The organism is Blastococcus sp. TF02A-30 (assembly GCF_003319185.1).
Classification (GTDB): Bacteria; Actinomycetota; Actinomycetes; order Mycobacteriales; family Geodermatophilaceae; genus Blastococcus.
Genome location: NZ_QOHJ01000008.1, coordinates 213,952 through 228,670 on the forward strand (window position 1 = coordinate 213,952; position 14,719 = coordinate 228,670).

18 protein-coding genes and 1 pseudogene are annotated in these 14,719 nt (G+C 74.0%); 11 read left to right on the top strand and 8 right to left on the bottom strand.

Annotated elements, in window-relative coordinates; all coding sequences use genetic code 11:
- Window positions 1–74: 74 nt before the first annotated feature.
- The 3 genes from DQ241_RS20915 to DQ241_RS18340 are packed head-to-tail and all read left to right on the top strand — an operon-like array spanning window position 75 to window position 1,506.
- On the top strand, window positions 75–245 hold the full coding sequence (locus tag DQ241_RS20915) for a hypothetical protein (RefSeq protein ID WP_199584722.1): 171 nt from the start codon (window positions 75–77) through the stop codon (window positions 243–245).
- Window positions 242–715 carry a RidA family protein gene (locus tag DQ241_RS18335; RefSeq protein ID WP_113831637.1) on the top strand — a complete coding sequence of 158 codons (474 nt, stop codon included), beginning with the start codon at window positions 242–244 and terminating at the stop codon, window positions 713–715. Before DQ241_RS20915 ends, DQ241_RS18335 begins: the two co-directional genes overlap by 4 nt.
- A complete protein-coding gene (locus DQ241_RS18340) occupies window positions 712–1,506 on the top strand; it encodes an NUDIX domain-containing protein (protein WP_113831638.1) in 795 nt (264 codons plus the stop codon). The genes DQ241_RS18335 and DQ241_RS18340 overlap by 4 nt, the downstream gene beginning before the upstream one ends.
- 119 nt (window positions 1,507–1,625) lie before the next feature.
- On the opposite strand, the gene DQ241_RS18345 is transcribed toward DQ241_RS18340, so the two are convergent.
- The gene (locus tag DQ241_RS18345; RefSeq protein ID WP_113831639.1) at window positions 1,626–2,300 is read right to left on the bottom strand and encodes a Crp/Fnr family transcriptional regulator; all 675 of its coding nucleotides are present in this window, start codon (window positions 2,298–2,300) and stop codon (window positions 1,626–1,628) included.
- 141 nt (window positions 2,301–2,441) lie between these two features.
- Window positions 2,442–2,681, bottom strand: a complete 240-nt coding sequence (locus tag DQ241_RS18350; protein ID WP_113831640.1) for a hypothetical protein — start codon at window positions 2,679–2,681, stop codon at window positions 2,442–2,444.
- 101 nt (window positions 2,682–2,782) lie between these two features.
- On the opposite strand from DQ241_RS18350, the gene nth reads away from it, so the two are divergent.
- From nth to DQ241_RS18375, 5 genes are read left to right on the top strand one after another with little or no spacing between them, the layout of a single operon-like run.
- Window positions 2,783–3,583 carry an endonuclease III gene (nth, locus tag DQ241_RS18355; protein ID WP_199584724.1) on the top strand — a complete coding sequence of 267 codons (801 nt, stop codon included), beginning with the start codon at window positions 2,783–2,785 and terminating at the stop codon, window positions 3,581–3,583.
- Complete coding sequence (locus tag DQ241_RS18360; protein ID WP_113831641.1) at window positions 3,583–4,155, top strand: TlpA disulfide reductase family protein; 573 nt, start codon at window positions 3,583–3,585, stop codon at window positions 4,153–4,155. Before nth ends, DQ241_RS18360 begins: the two co-directional genes overlap by 1 nt.
- Window positions 4,152–4,904 carry a CoA pyrophosphatase gene (locus DQ241_RS18365; RefSeq protein WP_233492545.1) on the top strand — a complete coding sequence of 251 codons (753 nt, stop codon included), beginning with the start codon at window positions 4,152–4,154 and terminating at the stop codon, window positions 4,902–4,904. Before DQ241_RS18360 ends, DQ241_RS18365 begins: the two co-directional genes overlap by 4 nt.
- 20 nt (window positions 4,905–4,924) lie before the next feature.
- On the top strand, window positions 4,925–5,353 hold the full coding sequence (locus DQ241_RS18370) for a plastocyanin/azurin family copper-binding protein (RefSeq protein WP_113831642.1): 429 nt from the start codon (window positions 4,925–4,927) through the stop codon (window positions 5,351–5,353).
- Window positions 5,354–5,387: 34 nt separating this feature from the next.
- A complete protein-coding gene (locus DQ241_RS18375) occupies window positions 5,388–6,569 on the top strand; it encodes a MarP family serine protease (protein WP_113831675.1) in 1,182 nt (393 codons plus the stop codon).
- A gap of 70 nt (window positions 6,570–6,639) precedes the next feature.
- Here the strand turns inward: DQ241_RS18375 and DQ241_RS18380 are convergent, their stop codons facing one another.
- The 3 genes from DQ241_RS18380 to acs form a co-directional block, all read right to left on the bottom strand.
- Window positions 6,640–7,578, bottom strand: coding sequence for an alpha/beta fold hydrolase (locus tag DQ241_RS18380; RefSeq protein ID WP_113831643.1), 939 nt, complete (start codon window positions 7,576–7,578; stop codon window positions 6,640–6,642).
- 11 nt (window positions 7,579–7,589) lie between these two features.
- Window positions 7,590–8,093: a phage holin family protein gene (locus DQ241_RS18385; protein ID WP_113831644.1), complete on the bottom strand. Its 504-nt coding sequence runs from the start codon at window positions 8,091–8,093 to the stop codon at window positions 7,590–7,592.
- Between the two features lie 130 nt (window positions 8,094–8,223).
- Window positions 8,224–10,176: an acetate--CoA ligase gene (gene acs, locus DQ241_RS18390; protein ID WP_113831645.1), complete on the bottom strand. Its 1,953-nt coding sequence runs from the start codon at window positions 10,174–10,176 to the stop codon at window positions 8,224–8,226.
- 150 nt (window positions 10,177–10,326) lie between these two features.
- On the opposite strand from acs, the gene DQ241_RS18395 reads away from it, so the two are divergent.
- Window positions 10,327–11,016, top strand: coding sequence for a (2Fe-2S)-binding protein (locus DQ241_RS18395; protein WP_113831676.1), 690 nt, complete (start codon window positions 10,327–10,329; stop codon window positions 11,014–11,016).
- Between the two features lie 81 nt (window positions 11,017–11,097).
- Complete coding sequence (gene ygiD, locus DQ241_RS18400) at window positions 11,098–11,940, top strand: 4,5-DOPA dioxygenase extradiol (protein WP_113831677.1); 843 nt, start codon at window positions 11,098–11,100, stop codon at window positions 11,938–11,940.
- On the opposite strand, the gene DQ241_RS18405 is transcribed toward ygiD, so the two are convergent.
- From DQ241_RS18405 to DQ241_RS18415, 3 genes are read right to left on the bottom strand one after another with little or no spacing between them, the layout of a single operon-like run.
- Window positions 11,937–12,194, bottom strand: coding sequence for a helix-turn-helix transcriptional regulator (locus DQ241_RS18405; RefSeq protein ID WP_113831646.1), 258 nt, complete (start codon window positions 12,192–12,194; stop codon window positions 11,937–11,939). The two genes, ygiD and DQ241_RS18405, sit on opposite strands and share 4 nt — an antisense overlap.
- A gap of 3 nt (window positions 12,195–12,197) precedes the next feature.
- On the bottom strand, window positions 12,198–13,052 hold the full coding sequence (locus tag DQ241_RS18410) for an ABC transporter permease (RefSeq protein ID WP_113831647.1): 855 nt from the start codon (window positions 13,050–13,052) through the stop codon (window positions 12,198–12,200).
- Window positions 13,049–13,951 (bottom strand): ABC transporter ATP-binding protein, encoded by a 903-nt coding sequence (locus DQ241_RS18415; protein WP_233492546.1) that lies wholly within the window; start codon window positions 13,949–13,951, stop codon window positions 13,049–13,051. Before DQ241_RS18415 ends, DQ241_RS18410 begins: the two co-directional genes overlap by 4 nt.
- Window positions 13,952–14,099: 148 nt before the next feature.
- On the opposite strand from DQ241_RS18415, the pseudogene DQ241_RS18420 reads away from it, so the two are divergent.
- A pseudogene (locus DQ241_RS18420) lies at window positions 14,100–14,719 on the top strand (HNH endonuclease); the annotation flags it as partial.

A 14,719-nucleotide genomic window follows, 5' to 3' on the forward strand; every position in this document is an offset into this window, starting at 1 on the left:
GGCCTCGCAGGCTCGCCCCGGGGCCCTGGAGGGGGGCCGTTCCAGCAGGTCGCCAGGGGCGCTAGCGTCGCCCCATGACCGAACCGGCCCGCCAGCGGTGGGAGTACGCCACGATCCCGCTGCTCGTCCACAACACCAAGGCGATCCTCGACTCCTGGGGCGTCGACGGGTGGGAGCTGGTGACCGTGCTGCCGGGCCCCGGTGGGGTCGAGCAGCTGGTCGCCTACCTCAAGCGCCCGGCATGACCGCGCCGGCCCAGGGCTGGCACGCCCGCCTCGCCGAGCTGGGCATCCGGCTGCCGCCCGTGGCCGCTCCCGTCGCCTCCTACGTGCCGGCCGTCCGCGCCGGCTCGCTGGTGTACACCTCGGGTCAGCTGCCGTTCGTCGACGGCGGGCTGCGCCGCACCGGCAAGGTCGGCGGCTCGGTCGAGATCGAGGACGCCGCCGCCGACGCGAAGGTGTGCGCGCTCAACGCGCTCGCCGCGATCGACGACCTGGTGGGCCTGGACAGCATCGCCCGGGTCGTGAAGGTGGTGGGCTTCGTCGCCAGCGCGGAGGGCTTCACCGGCCAGCCGCGCGTGGTCAACGGGGCCAGCGAGTTCCTCGGCAAGATCTTCGGCGAGGCGGGCAAGCACGCCCGCAGCGCCGTCGGCGTCGCGGAGCTGCCCCTGGGGGCGCCCGTCGAGGTCGAGCTCGTCGTCGAGCTGCGGGGATGACCCCGGCGGAGCCCAAGCAGGCGGCCACCGTCCTCCTGCTCCGCGACGGTGCCCCCGGGCTGGAGGTCTACCTCCTCCGGCGCACCCAGGGCATGCCGTTCGCCGGCGGGATGACCGCCTACCCGGGCGGCGGGGTCGACCCGCGCGACGGCGACACCGAGATCGGCTGGGCCGGTCCCGCGCCCGCGCAGTGGGCCGAGGCCTTCGGCTGCGACGAGCGCACCGCCCGCGAGCTGGTCTGCGCGGCGGTGCGCGAGACGTTCGAGGAGGCCGGTGTCCTCCTCGCGGGGCTGCCGGACGGCGCGGTCGTGCCGGACGTCTCCGGCGACGACTGGGAGGAGCAGCGCCAGGCCCTGCTCTCCCGGGAGCTGTCGCTGGCCGAGCTGCTGGCCGGGCGCGGGCTGGTGCTGCGGTCGGACCTGCTGCGGCCCTTCGCGCACTGGATCACCCCGCCCGTGGAGCCGCGGCGCTACGACACCAAGTTCTTCGCCGCGGCGCTGCCGGCCGGCCAGGAGGCGCGCGACGTCTCCGGCGAGGCGGACGAGGCGGACTGGCTCGCCCCCGCGGCCGCGCTGGCCGAGATGAACGGCGGCTCGCGGCCCATGCTGCCGCCCACGTCGCACACCCTCGACCAGCTGACCGCGTTCCCCGACGTCGCCGCGGCGCTGACCGGCTCGCCGCCGCAGCCGCTGCATCCGATCAGCCCGCGGTTCGAGGAGACCCCCGACGGCCGGTGGGCGGTGCTGCCCGACGGCACCCGGATCAGGCTGGTCGTGCCATTGCCTTCGTGATCCTCCGGATCACACCGCGGCCAGGAGCCGTTCCCCGGCCGCGCTGAGCCGTGCCGCCGCAACCGGCGGGGACCCTCCGGGACCGCCACCGGTCGCGCCCCCTCGCAGGGGCGCCTCCGTCACCTCGCGCGGCGGCGCAGCCGGTCCTCGTCCAGGACGACGACCGACTTGCCCTGCAGCTGGATCCAGCCGCGGTGCACGAAGTCGGCCAGGGCCTTGTTCACCGTCTCGCGGGAGGCGCCGACCAGCTGGGCCAGCTCCTCCTGGGTGAGGTCGTGCTTGACGCGCAGGCCGTCGGAGTCGCGGCTGCCGAAGCGGTCGGCCATCTGCAGCAGCGCCTTGGCCACGCGGCCGGGGACGTCGGTGAAGATCAGGTCGGCGACCGAGTCGTTGGTGCGGCGCAGACGGCGGGCCAGCACGCGCAGCAGCTGCTCGCCGATCTCCGGGTGCGCCTCGATCCAGGGGCGCAGCACCGACTGCGGCATGCGGGCCAGCTTCACGTCGGTGACCGCCGTGGCCGTCGCCGTCCGCGGGCCCGGGTCGAAGACCGAGAGCTCGCCGAACTGGTCCGACGGACCCATGACGGCGAGCACGTTCTCGCGGCCGTCGGGGGAGCGGCGGGACAGCTTGATCTTGCCGCTCATGACGATGTAGAGGCTGTCGCCGGGCTCGCCCTCGTTGAAGACCACGCGACCGCGGGGGAGGGTGATCGTCTCGAGACGGCTGATGACGGGGTCCACCGCGTCCTCGGAGAGCCCCTGGAAGAGCCCCGACTGGGCCAGCACCTCGTCCACTGCACGTCCTCTCACGCTGTTGCGCGGGCACAGCGGTGCCCGGTTCCGGAGCGAGTCTAGGCGGCTGTGCGGTCGGTCACCCGTTCGGCTGGTGGACGAGTCCCCCTTGCGAGCGAGTCGGGTCGCTCCGGGGAGGCGCGCTCAGACCAGTGGCGGGTTCGACGTGGCGCCGCGTCCGCGCCGGCGGCGGCGCCAGCGGAACAGCGCCCGCCGGATGCCGGAGTGGGCCAGCGTGTCGACCTCGCCGGGGGTGGCCGTGCTGAGGAACTCGCTGACCTCGCGCTGCGACGGCGGGCGCCGCAGGGGCTCCTCGACCCGCTCCATGACCAGCAGGAAGGCGATCAGCAGAGGGGGGAAGAGGATGACGCTGAGCGCGACCACTCCGACCTCCTGGTGAGTCCTGCCGTGTCCCGGACCGCCGTGTCCGCCGTCCATGGTCCCACGGACGGTCGCTGTCAGCAGGGCCGCCTACGCTCGACCGCGTGTCCGCCCCCGCCTCGCCGCCGGTCTACGCCCGCCCGGCGCCGCCCCGTCGGCCCACGCTCGCGGCCCGCACGGGGGCGTCGCCCTTCGACCCGGACGAGACGCCGCTGAGCCGCACCCGCCGGGCCCGCCGGATGGCGCGGGAGCTCGCCGCCATCCACCCCGACGCGCACTGCGAGCTGGACTTCACCAACGCCTTCGAGCTGCTCGTGGCCACCGTCCTGTCGGCGCAGACCACCGACAAGATGGTCAACAAGGTCACGCCCACGCTGTTCGCCCGCTACCCCGACGCCGTCGCGCTGGCGGGCGCCGACCGGGCCGAGCTGGAGCAGATCCTCAAGCCCACCGGGTTCTTCCGGGCCAAGGCCAACTCGGCGCTGGGTCTGGCCCAGGCGCTCGTCGAGCGCTACGACGGCGAGGTGCCCGGGCGGATGGCCGACCTCGTGACCCTGCCCGGGGTCGGCCGGAAGACCGCGAACGTCGTCCTGGGCAACGCGTTCGGCGTGCCCGGGCTGACGGTGGACACCCACTTCGGCCGGCTCGTCCGCCGCTTCGGCTGGACCGGGGAGGAGGACCCGGTCAAGGTCGAGGCGGAGATCGGCGAGCTGATCCCGAAGAAGGAGTGGACCGACTTCTCCCACCGGGTGATCTTCCACGGGCGGCGGGTGTGCCACGCGAAGAAGGCCGCCTGCGGCGCCTGCGGGCTGGCGAAGTGGTGCCCCTCCTACGGCATCGGCCCGGTCGACCCCGAGGTGGCCGCGAAGCTGGTGAAGACCCCGGCCGCCTCGGACACCGAGTGATGCGCCGGTCGGCCGTCCTGGCCGCCGCGCTGCTGGCGCTCACCGCGTGCACCTCCGACGACGGTCAGGACGACGACGGGGCGGCCCAGCCGTCGCCGGGCCCGTCGTCGCTGGTGGCCTGCGCCGAGCAGCCCGACCAGCCGGCCCGCGGTGCGGAGCTCATGCCGGCGCTGGTCCTCGACTGCCCGGGCGGCGGCACGCTGGACCTGGGCCGGGCGCCCGGGGTGCCGACGGTGGTCAACCTGTGGGGCACCTGGTGCCCGCCGTGCCGCGAGGAGATCCCGCTGCTCGAGGAGTTCGCGGGGACGGCCGGAGACGCGGTGCAGGTCGTCGGGGTGATCAGCAAGGACGGCCGGCCGCAGTCCGAGTCCTTCGCCGAGGACGCGGGCATCACCTACCCGAACGCGTTCGACGGTGACGGGGAGCTCATGACCGAGCTGGGCCTCAACGTGCTGCCCTTCACCTACCTCCTCGACCCCGAGGGCGGCGTCGCGCACGTGCAGACCGGTCCGGTGCGCTCGGTGCAGGAACTGCGCGACCTGGTGGCACAGCACCTGGGCGTGCAGCTGTGACCTCCGCCGACGGGCTGCCCGACTACCTGCTCCGCCTGCTCGAGCGGGCCGACGACCTCCCGCTGCGCCACCGGATGCCCCAGGCGAGCTCCACCGCCCGGCGCTCGGCGGTGCTGATCCTCTTCGGCGAGGGGCCCGACGGCCCCGACCTGCTGCTGATCGAGAAGTCGGCGCACCTGCGCAGCCACGCCGGCCAGCCGGCGTTCCCCGGCGGCGGCGTCGACCCGGGCGACGACTTCCCCGTGGGCACCGCGCTGCGCGAGGCCCAGGAGGAGGCCGGCATCGACCCGGCCGGCGTCCGCGTGCTCACCACGCTGCAGGAGCTCTACCTGCCGCCGTCGGACCGCCTCGTCGTCCCCGTCGTCGGCTGGTGGGACGACCCCCGCGACGTGACCGTCGGCGACCCGCACGAGGTCGCCCGGGTCGCCCGCGTGCCCTTGGCCGACCTCACCGACCCGGCCAACCGGTACCGGCTGCGCCACCCCAGCGGCTACCTCGGCCCGGCGTTCTGCGTCGCGGACATGGAGGTCTGGGGGTTCACCGCCGGCCTGCTCGACGCCGTCCTGGAGGCCGCGGGGCTGGCCCGGCCGTGGGACACCACCGACGTGCGGCCGATGGAGCTGGAGAAGGTGCGGCCCTACACGCTGCCGGGCTCGGGCGACGACGACCCGGCGGGCGACTCCGCCGCGCCGACCGTCGCCGATCCCGCGCCGGACGGGGCTCCGGCGCGTACGGTTCCGCCCCGATGACGGGGCGTTCTCGGAGACGGATGACGGCGGCCGGCGCAGGGGTCGCGCTCGCGCTCGCGCTGACGGGCTGCGGCGGCTCAGGGGACGACGGCCGGTCCTCGGCTCCCTCCTCGGCGGCCGAGGAGTTCGGCGTGGTGACCATCGCGGAGGACGGCGTCCAGGAGGTCACGCTCCGGACCCAGGACGACTTCGTCTTCACCCCCGACCGGTTCACCGTCGCCCCGGGCGAGGTGCGGCTGACCGTGGTGAACGCCGCCGAGGAGATGACCCACAACCTCGAGTTCGACGAGGGGGCCGGTCCCGAGCCGATCGGGGCGGGCATCGACTTCCTCGCCCCCGGCCAGGAGATGACCATCGACTTCACGGTCACCGTCCCCGGCGACCACCCGTTCACCTGCACCTTCCACACCCGGCAGGGGCAGGTCGGCACGATGACGGTCCGCGGCTGATGGCGGCCGCGCGCGGCCGGCGGGGGTGCTGACCGTGTCCTTGGCGGACGTGCTGCTCATCGTCCTCGCGATGGTCTTCGCCCTGTCCGGGTTCCGGCAGGGGCTGGTGGTGTCGGCCGCCTCCATCGCCGGGTTCCTCGTCGGGGCCGTCGTCGGCGCGCAGCTGTCCGGCGCGGTCGCGGACCGCATCGACGGTTCCAGCGTGAGCCGGGTCTTCGCCGCGCTGGTCGTGGTCCTCGCCGGCGCGCTGCTCGGCCAGATCCTGTTCGGTGCCGTCGGTCGCGCGCTGCGCCGCAGGATGACCTGGGAACCGGCGAAGCTCGCCGACTCGGTCGCCGGTGCGGTGGTGTCCGCCGCCGCCGTCCTGCTCGTCGCGTGGATGGTCGCCTCGCCGCTGGCCAGCTCACCGTTCCCCGCGGTGGCCAGCCAGGTGCGCCAGTCGGCCCTGGTGCAGGCCGTGGACCACGCCATGCCCGACGGCCTGCGCGCGGTCTACGACGACCTGCGCGACGCCATCGACCGGCGCGGGCTGCCCGACGTGCTGGACCCGCTCACGCCCACCCAGGTCCGCGACGTCCCCGCCCCCGACCCGGCGCTGCAGAACAGCCCGGTCGTGGCCGGGGTGCAGGACTCGGTGGTCAAGATCAGCGGGGTCGCCCCGTCGTGCTCGCGGCAGATCGACGGCTCCGGCTTCGTGTACGCGCCCGAGCGGGTCATGACCAACGCGCACGTGCTCGCCGGCGTCACCGAGCCCACCGTCGAAGCCGACGGCGAGCGGTACGACGCCACGCCGGTGTACGTCGACGAGGAGATCGACGTCGCCGTCCTGGCCGTCCCCGGGCTGCCCGAGACGGCCCTGACGTTCACGCCGCAGCCGGCCGCGGCCGGGGACGACGCGATCATCATGGGCTTCCCCGGGGGCGGTGACTTCTACGTCGGCGCGGCCCGCGTGCGCGACCGCGTGGACATCCGGGGTCCCGACTTCCGCGACACCCGCACGGTCGTCCGCGACGTCTACGCGCTGTTCGGCAGCGTCCGCGCCGGCAACTCCGGCGGGCCGCTGTTCGCCTCCGACGGCACGGTGCTCGGCGTCGTGTTCGCCTCGGCCATCGACGACCCGAACACCGGCTACGCCCTGACCGGACCGCAGGTGGCGGAGGCGGCGACGGCCGGCAGCCAGGCGCGCACCGCCGTCAGCACCGGCCCGTGCGAGTAGAAGGACCCCTTCGCCCCCCACCACTCGCTCCGCTCGCGGCGGGTCCCTGCGAAGGGGCCGCTCCAGCACGTCACGCCGGGCGCTGGCGCGCCCAGTCGGCGATGAGCCGGGTGATCTCGTCGGGGGTCTCCTCGGGGAGGAAGTGCCCGAGCCCGGGGAGCTCCCGCCACTGGTACTCGCCGGCGACGTAGCGGCCCGAGCCCCGCGCGCTGTCGGCGAGCACGCAGGGATCCAGCGAGCCGTGCACCTGCAGGGTGGGGGCGGTGATCGGCGCGGCCATCCGGCGCGCGTAGCGCAGCCCGTCGGGACGCAGCTGCGAGCGACCGGCCCACCGGTAGTACTCCATCGCCCCGTACGCGGCCTGCGGGATCCGGGCGGCGGAGCGGTAGCGCTCCACGGCGGCCGCGAAGTCGGCGGTCCGGGCCCACTCGGGCCCGGCCCAGCGCTGCAGGAGGTCGGCGACCGGGTCGTCGTCCACGCGGGTGAGCCGCCGCTCCGGCAACCGCGGCACCTGGAAACCCAGCGCGTGCCGCAGCGCCTTCCGCTGCCGGGCATCGGTCATGGCGGCCCGCAGCCGGCGCGGGTGGGCCATCGACAGGACGACGAGCCGGCGGACCGTGCGCGGGTGCAGCGCCGCCATCGTCCAGGCCAGCAGACCGCCCCAGTCGTGGCCGACGACGACCGCCTCCCGCTCGCCCAGCGCCCGGACCAGGGCGGCGACGTCTGCCGACAGGGTGGGCAGGTCGTAGCCGCGCGGCGGCTTGTCGCTGGCGCCGTAGCCGCGCAGGTCCGGGGCCACGACGTGGAACCCGGCGTCGGCCAGCCCGGTGATCTGGTGCCGCCAGGTCCACCAGAACTGCGGGAAGCCGTGCAGCAGCAGCACCAGCGGCCCCTGCCCCGCCTCGGCGGCGTGCAGGCTGATGCCGTTGGCGGAGATGTCGCGGTGGGTCCACGGCCCCGGCAGCAGGACGCTGGTGGCGTCCGGGGGGCCGTCCGGCAGAACGGTCACGCGGCGGTCGGCTACAGCTGGTAGTTCTCGGTGCCCTGCCGCCGGACCTGCCCGTTGCTCACCTCGGGGACGGCGCGGTGGCGCTCACCGGGGGCCTCGCGGTGCAGCACCTCGGGCAGGTCGTGCAGCGTCTCCAGCGTCCGCTCGGGCTTCTCGATCTTCTTCAGCATCCGCTTGCCGATCATCGCGGCGATGCCGGCGACCAGCAGGAGGAAGACGGTCACGATGAGGAAGGCCACCCACCGGGGCATCCAGAGGTCGAGCACCTCGGCCAGGGTGATGAACAGGTAGATGCTGGCGAAGGCGGCCAGGACACCGGCGGCGCCGAACAGGCCGACGCTGATGCCGGCCTTCTTCGCCGAGCTGCTGATCTCGGCCTTGGCCAGCTCGACCTCGCCGCGGAGCAGCGTGGACAGGTCGCCCATGGCGCTCTGCACGAGCGTGCCGATCGAGGGCTCGTCGGATCCGGTGGAGACGGTGGACCCGGTGGTCCGGCCGGTCACGCTGTGGGCCACGGCGGGGCCTCCTCGTCGGTCTGCTCTGCGGGCGGGAACTGCTGTCCGGGAAATCCTGCCCCACGCGGCGCCCCGGCGCGCCCTCACCTCCCCGGGTGGGGTGACCCCACCCGGGGGGGCGCGGCGTCGTTCAGTCCTCGGACGGCGTCGCCGGCAGCTTCTCCTTGATCAGCTCCATGACCGAGGAGTCGGTGAGCGTGGTGACGTCGCCCAGCTCCCGGTTCTCCGCGATGTCGCGGAGCAGGCGGCGCATGATCTTGCCGGAGCGGGTCTTCGGCAGCTCCTGCACGACCATGATCTGCCGCGGCTTGGCGATCGGCCCGATGTCGCGGGCGACGTGGTTGCGCAGGGTCTGCACCAGCTCGTCGCCGGAGTCCTCGGCGGTGCCGCGCAGGATGACGAAGGCGACGATGCCCTGGCCGGTGGTCGGGTCGCTGGCGCCCACCACGGCCGCCTCGGCGACGGTCGGGTGACCGACCAGCGAGGACTCCACCTCGGTGGTGGAGATGCGGTGGCCCGACACGTTCATCACGTCGTCGACCCGGCCGAGCAGCCAGATGTTGCCGTCGGCGTCCTTCTTCGCGCCGTCGCCGGCGAAGTAGACGTTCTTCCCGAACCGCGACCAGTACGTGTCGACGTAGCGGTCGTCGTCGCCCCAGATGGTGCGCAGCATCGACGGCCACGGCTCGGTGAGCACCAGCAGCCCGGTGGAGTCGTCGCCGAGCTCGTTGCCCTCGTCGTCGACGACCTTGGCGGAGATGCCCGGGAACGGGTGCTGCGCCGAGCCGGGCACCAGGCTGGTGACCCCGGGCAGCGGCGTGATCATGTGCGCGCCGGTCTCGGTCTGCCACCAGGTGTCCACGATCGGGCAGCGGCCCCCGCCGATGTGCTCGTGGTACCAGAGCCAGGCCTCCGGGTTGATCGGCTCGCCCACCGAGCCGAGCAGCCGCAGCGTGGTCAGGTCGAAGCCGGCGGGGATGTCCTCGCCCCACTTCATGAACGTCCGGATCACCGTCGGCGCGGTGTACAGGACGGTGACGCCGTACTTCTGGATCAGCTCGAACCAGCGGCCCCGGTGCGGGGTCTCCGGCGTCCCCTCGTACATGACGCTCGTCGCCCGGTTGGCCAGCGGCCCGTAGACGATGTAGCTGTGGCCGGTGACCCAGCCGACGTCGGCCGCCGTCCAGTAGACGTCGGTGTCCGGCTTGAGGTCGAAGGTCGCCCAGTGCGTGTAGGCGACCTGGGTCAGGTACCCGCCGGTGGTGTGCAGGATGCCCTTGGGCTTCGCCGTCGTCCCGGACGTGTACATGATGTAGAGCGGGTGCTCGGCGTCGAACGCCTCGGGCGTGTGCTCGGGGGACTGGCGGTCGACCAGGTCGTGCCACCACACGTCGCGGCCCTCGGTCCACTCGACGTCCTGCTCGGTGCGGCGGACGACGAGCACCGAGCGGACCCCCTCGGTGCGGGTGAGCGCCTCGTCGACGTTGGGCTTGAGGGCGCTGGGGGCCCCGCGCCGGTAGCCGCCGTCGGCGGTGATGACCACCTGGGCGCCGGCGTCGGTGATCCGGCTGGCCAGCGCGTCGGGGGAGAAGCCGCCGAAGACCACCATGTGGACGGCGCCGATGCGGGCGCAGGCCAGCATCGCGATCACCGTCTCCGGGATCATCGGCATGTAGATGGCGACCCGGTCGCCGGCCTGGACGCCGAGCTCGAGCAGGGCGTTGGCGGCCCTGCTGACGTCGTCCTTGAGCTGGGCGTAGGTGATGGTCCGGGTGTCGCCGGGCTCGCCCTCCCAGTGGTAGGCGACCTGCTCGCCGTGCCCGGCCTCGACGTGCCGGTCGACGCAGTTGTAGGCGACGTTGAGCTTGCCGCCGACGAACCACTTGGCGAAGGGCGGGTTGCTCCAGTCGAGCACCTCGTCCCAGGGCTGCTCCCAGTGCAGGCGCTCGGCGGCCTTCGCCCAGAACGCCAGCCGGTCGCGGGAGGCCTCGTCGTAGACGTCGGGGCCGACGTTGGCCTGCGCGGTGATCTGCTCGGGCGGGCTGAACGTCCGGCCCTCCGTCGAGGTCGTCGTCTCGCTCATGCGGTACCTCCCCTTCCGGCGGCGCGCCCTCTCCGGCGCTGCCACGCACGCGTTGTGGCTCCCGCCACACGGTAGGGCGCGCCGGCCTGCACGTCTGCCCCGGGGACGGTGGGCGGCTGGTTCCGCGCGACGGCCGGTCAGACTGACCCCGTGACGGCGCGGGTGCAGCAGGCGGTGGCGGCCCGCATCCCCGGCGCCGCCGCCCTCGGGCTCGTCCCGCCGCCCGGCGCGGAGGCGGTGCCGGCCAGCCGCCTCGCCGACAGGGAGTGGACCGCCGCGGTGGTGCGCGGTCGCGGCGGGGACGCACGGGTCGCCGCCACGGTGTGGTGGTACTCGGCGTCGGCGGTGCTGCTCAGCCCTCCGCTGGCCGGGTTGGTGGCCGGGCAGCCGCTCTCGGCCCGGCTGGCCGACACCGCGCTGTGGCTCTCGCCGGCCGGGCTGCCGGTCGCGGCGGTGTCGTCCGCCCCGGCCGGGGACCTCGGCGCCGAGCTGCGCGGGTCACTGGGCGCGGTCGTCGCGGCGGTGGCCTCCGCCGCAGGGATGCGGCCGCGGCCGCTCTGGGCGATCGCCACCGACTCGCTGGCCAACGGGCTGCTCGCGCTCGGCCGGGCGGTCGGGGACGTCCCGGGCGCGACGGCGCTGGCCGGCCGGGTGGCGGCGGCGGTCGGGCCGCCCCTGCCGGCGCCCCGCTACGAGGACGTGCGGGGACGCCGTTTCACGCGGCGGGCGTCGTGCTGCCTGGTCGACCGGCTGCCCGGCGGCTCGCTGTGCACGTCGTGCCCCCGACGCCCGCCCGCCGAGCGGCGCAGGTTGCTGGCGGCGGTCGCCGTCCGTAGCTGAGCGGCGCCCGAAGGTCTCGCAACGACCTCCCCGCCGGAGCATGATCCGGACCCATCGACTGGGGGAGGTCGCGTGACCGTCATGCCCGCCGCGTTCTTCGGCCACGGGAACCCGATGAACGCGCTGGAGGAGAACCGGTACACGGCCGCCTGGCGCGCGTTCGGTGAGTCGGTGCCGCGCCCGCGCGCGATCCTGGTCGTCTCCGCGCACTGGTACGTGCAGGCCACGGCGGTCACGGCGATGCCCGGCCCGCGGACGATCCACGACTTCTACGGCTTCCCGAAGGAGCTCTTCGACGTCCGGTACGAGCCGCCCGGGCTGCCGGGGCTCTACGAGGAGATCGCCGACGTCGTGCACCCGACCTGGGTGGGGGCCGACGTGGACAGCTGGGGCATCGACCACGGCACCTGGTCGGTGCTGGTGCACGCGTTCCCCGACGCCGACATCCCGGTGGTGCAGCTGTCGATCAACGCGCTCAAGTCCTTCGACTACCACCTGCAGCTGGGCGCGGCGCTCGCCCCGCTGCGCGAGAGCGGGGTGCTGGTGGTCGGCAGCGGCAACGTCGTCCACAACCTGGGCGGGGTCAGCCGGGCCATGCCGGACGCCGGGTTCGACTGGGCGCAGCGGTTCGACGAGCGGGCCAAGGAGTGCATGCTCACCGACCCGGTCGACGTCGTCCGCATCGACGGGCACCGCGACTACGACCTCGCCGTCCCCACTCCCGAGCACTTCCTCCCGCTGCTGTACCTGGCCGGCCTGGCGGGAGCCGACGGCGAGGGGGCCGAGGTGCTGGTGGACGGCTACGCCTACGGCTCGCTGTCCATGACCGCCTACACGGTGGGGATGACCGCCCCGGACGGCGGCGGGACCGGCATGGCCGCCTCGCTGCCCGACGGCCCCCCGGCGGACGGCGCCAACATCTAGGCGGGCCGGTGCAGGTCGGTGATCCGGGGGAACGGCCGGGTCGAGAACACGGCCTCGACCGGCACCCCGAAGAACTCCGCGATCCGCAGCGCCAGGTGCAGGGACGGGTTGTACTCGCCGCGCTCCAGGTAGCCGACCGTCTGGTAGTGCACGCCCAGCGCCTCGGCGAGCTCCCGCCGCGTGACCCCCTGCTCCGCCCGCAGCAGCGCGATGCGGTTGTGGACGGCGTCGCCGTCCGGGCGTTCACCGACCACGGATCAGTGCACCCACTGCAGGGAGGCCTCGCGGGCCGCCTCGACCTGGGAGCCGGACTGCCGGCGGGCCATCCGGCGCAGCACCCGCGGCGTCACCAGCGCGCCGAACACCGCCCACGCGCCCAGCACGAGAACCGTCATCCCCGTGCGCCAGGAGTCGCCGAGCTCCAGGGTGACGGCCTCCTCCGGGAGGAAGGCCGACCGCAGCCCGAGCCCGATCCAGTAGGTCGGGAACACCTGGGCCACCGCCTGGACCCAGCCCCACAGCGCCGTGATGGGGAAGAAGATCCCCGAGATGGCGGTGAGGAGCATGATCGGGAGCATCCCCCAGGTGCCGACCTTCTGGGTGCTGGGCACGATCGAGCCCAGGATCATGCCGAGCGGCAGCGTGGCCAGCAGGCCGAGGACGACCACCCACGCCACGGTGAGCCAGCCCCCGGCGCCCCGGTGCATGAGCCCGTCGAACAACAGGAAGCTCGGCACCAGGATGGTGAGCAGCGACGGCACCAGCCCGAGGGAGTGGTAGGTGAGCTGGCCGGTCACGTAGCCCTGCATCCCGTGCGGCAGCGCCTTGTGCCGCAGCAGCGTGCCGTCCTCCCGCTCCATCGCCAGGGCGAACGCGGGGCCGATGACGACGCCGAACGCCAGGAGCGCCCCGAGGATCGAGGGCAGCGCCCACGTCGGGTACATGAGCCCGGTGTCCTGGATCTCGTTGTCCCGGTTGAACCACAGGAAGACCAGCGTGCCGACGGCGGTGAACAGGTAGAACCCCTGGTCCTGGGGGCTGCGCAGGCTGAGCAGGAACTCGGTCCAGCCGCGGCGCAGGCCGAGGCCGATCGCGTGGCGGGTGGCGTTCACGGGACGACCTCCTGGAGGGCGGGGGCGGTGCGGGCGCCGGCCTCGAAGCGCTGCACCATGGCCAGGTAGGTGTCCTCGAGGCTCGCCTTCCGGACCTCGAGGTCGGTCAGCGCGTCCCCGTGCTGCTCGAGGAGCCGGCGCACGAAGGGGACGACGTCGTCGGTCGGGTGCACGAACCGCTCGCGGCCGAGCGCCCAGCGCACCTCCGCCGTCCCGGCCACCTGGCGGGTGAGCTCCTCGGCGCTGCCGTCGGCGACGATCCGGCCGTTGGTCAGGATGAGGATCCGGTCGGCGAGCTTCTCGGCCTCGGCGAGGTCGTGCGTGGTGAGCAGGATGCTGGTGCCCTCCAGGTCCGACAGCCGGTGCACCAGGTCGTGGAAGTCGCGCCGGGCCTGGGGGTCGAACCCGGCCGTCGGCTCGTCGAGGAAGAGCAGCTCGGGCCGGCCGATGATGCCGACGGCGACGTCGAGCCGGCGTCGCTGGCCGCCGGAGAGCGTGCCGATCTTGCGGTCGGCGTGCTCGATCAGGCCGACCGTCTCCAGCAGCTCGTCCACGCCGTAGGGCCGCGGCCGCTCGGGGGTCGAGTACGGCAGGAAGTAGCCGCCGAGCGAGGTCAGCAGCATGCGCGGGGTCCAGCGGGCGTGGTCGCGCCACGACTGGAGGACGACGCCGACGCGTGCCCGCCAGGCGTCGCCGGCCCGCGCCGGGTCCTCGCCGAGCACCTGCACCTGGCCGGCCGAGGGCAGCCGGAACCCCTCGAGGATCTCGATGGTGGTGGTCTTGCCCGCGCCGTTCGGGCCGAGCAGGCAGACGACCTCGCCGGGGTGCACGTCGAGGTCGATGCCGGCGAGCACCTCCTGCGTGCCGTAGGTCATCCGCAGGTCGCGGACTGAGATCACCGGATCGGGTCGTCCCGCGCCCATCGCCCCTCCTCGTCGAGCCGTGCCGAGATAGTAGAAGTGCTACATCTACAGCACAACTGCTTTCGAGATGACCGAGTTCTCCTGCCCGTTCGGAACTGTCGTACCTCGAACCTATGTTCGGTCCATGTCAGCGGCTGTCGGCGAGCGTTCCCCGGTGGAGGGGGCGTTGGTGGGGTGGTTGCTGGGACGGTCGCCGGTGGTGGACCGGTTGCCGGTGGGGGTGCTGTCCGACGAGGAGATCGCCGCGGAGCTGGCCCGGGTGCAGGCACGCAAGGCGATGGAGGCCGCCTACGAGGCGGAGCTGGTGATGGCGCTGGCCGCGCAGCGCCCGGACACCGATGATCCGCCGCCGGGGCACCCGGGTGCGCGGCGGCGGGGTACGGGGTCGCCGGTGCCGGGCACGTCGGAGTTCCTGCCCGATGAGCTGGCGCTGGTGCTCAACTGCTCCCGGGTGTTCGCCGACGGGGTGCTGGCCGATGCGCACCAGCTGGTGGAGCGGATGCCGGCGGTGTGGCGAGCGTGCGCGGACGGGGAGCTGGACTGGTTCCGGGCGCGGGTGTTCGCCGACGTGCTGGCCGATGCCTCCGGCGCGGTGCTGGGTGTGGTGGTGCCGGCGCTGCTGCCGGCCGCGGCCGGGTTGTCGTCGGGTCGGCTGCGCAAGCGGCTGGTGGCGGCGGCGATCGCGGCGGACGAGGAGTTCGCCGAGCGGCGGCGGGAGCAGGCGCAGCGGCGCGCCGATGTGCG

What these genes read in the sequence shown, in the direction of transcription:
- DQ241_RS20915 (WP_199584722.1), top strand. Translation starts at nt 75, where the DNA reads ATGACCGAACCGGCCCGCCAGCGGTGGGAGTACGCCACGATCCCGCTG.
- DQ241_RS18335 (WP_113831637.1), top strand. Translation starts at nt 242, where the DNA reads ATGACCGCGCCGGCCCAGGGCTGGCACGCCCGCCTCGCCGAGCTGGGC.
- DQ241_RS18340 (WP_113831638.1), top strand. Translation starts at nt 712, where the DNA reads ATGACCCCGGCGGAGCCCAAGCAGGCGGCCACCGTCCTCCTGCTCCGC.
- DQ241_RS18360 (WP_113831641.1), top strand. Translation starts at nt 3,583, where the DNA reads ATGCGCCGGTCGGCCGTCCTGGCCGCCGCGCTGCTGGCGCTCACCGCG.
- DQ241_RS18370 (WP_113831642.1), top strand. Translation starts at nt 4,925, where the DNA reads ATGACGGCGGCCGGCGCAGGGGTCGCGCTCGCGCTCGCGCTGACGGGC.
- acs (WP_113831645.1), bottom strand. Translation starts at nt 10,176, where the DNA reads ATGAGCGAGACGACGACCTCGACGGAGGGCCGGACGTTCAGCCCGCCC.
- ygiD (WP_113831677.1), top strand. Translation starts at nt 11,098, where the DNA reads ATGCCCGCCGCGTTCTTCGGCCACGGGAACCCGATGAACGCGCTGGAG.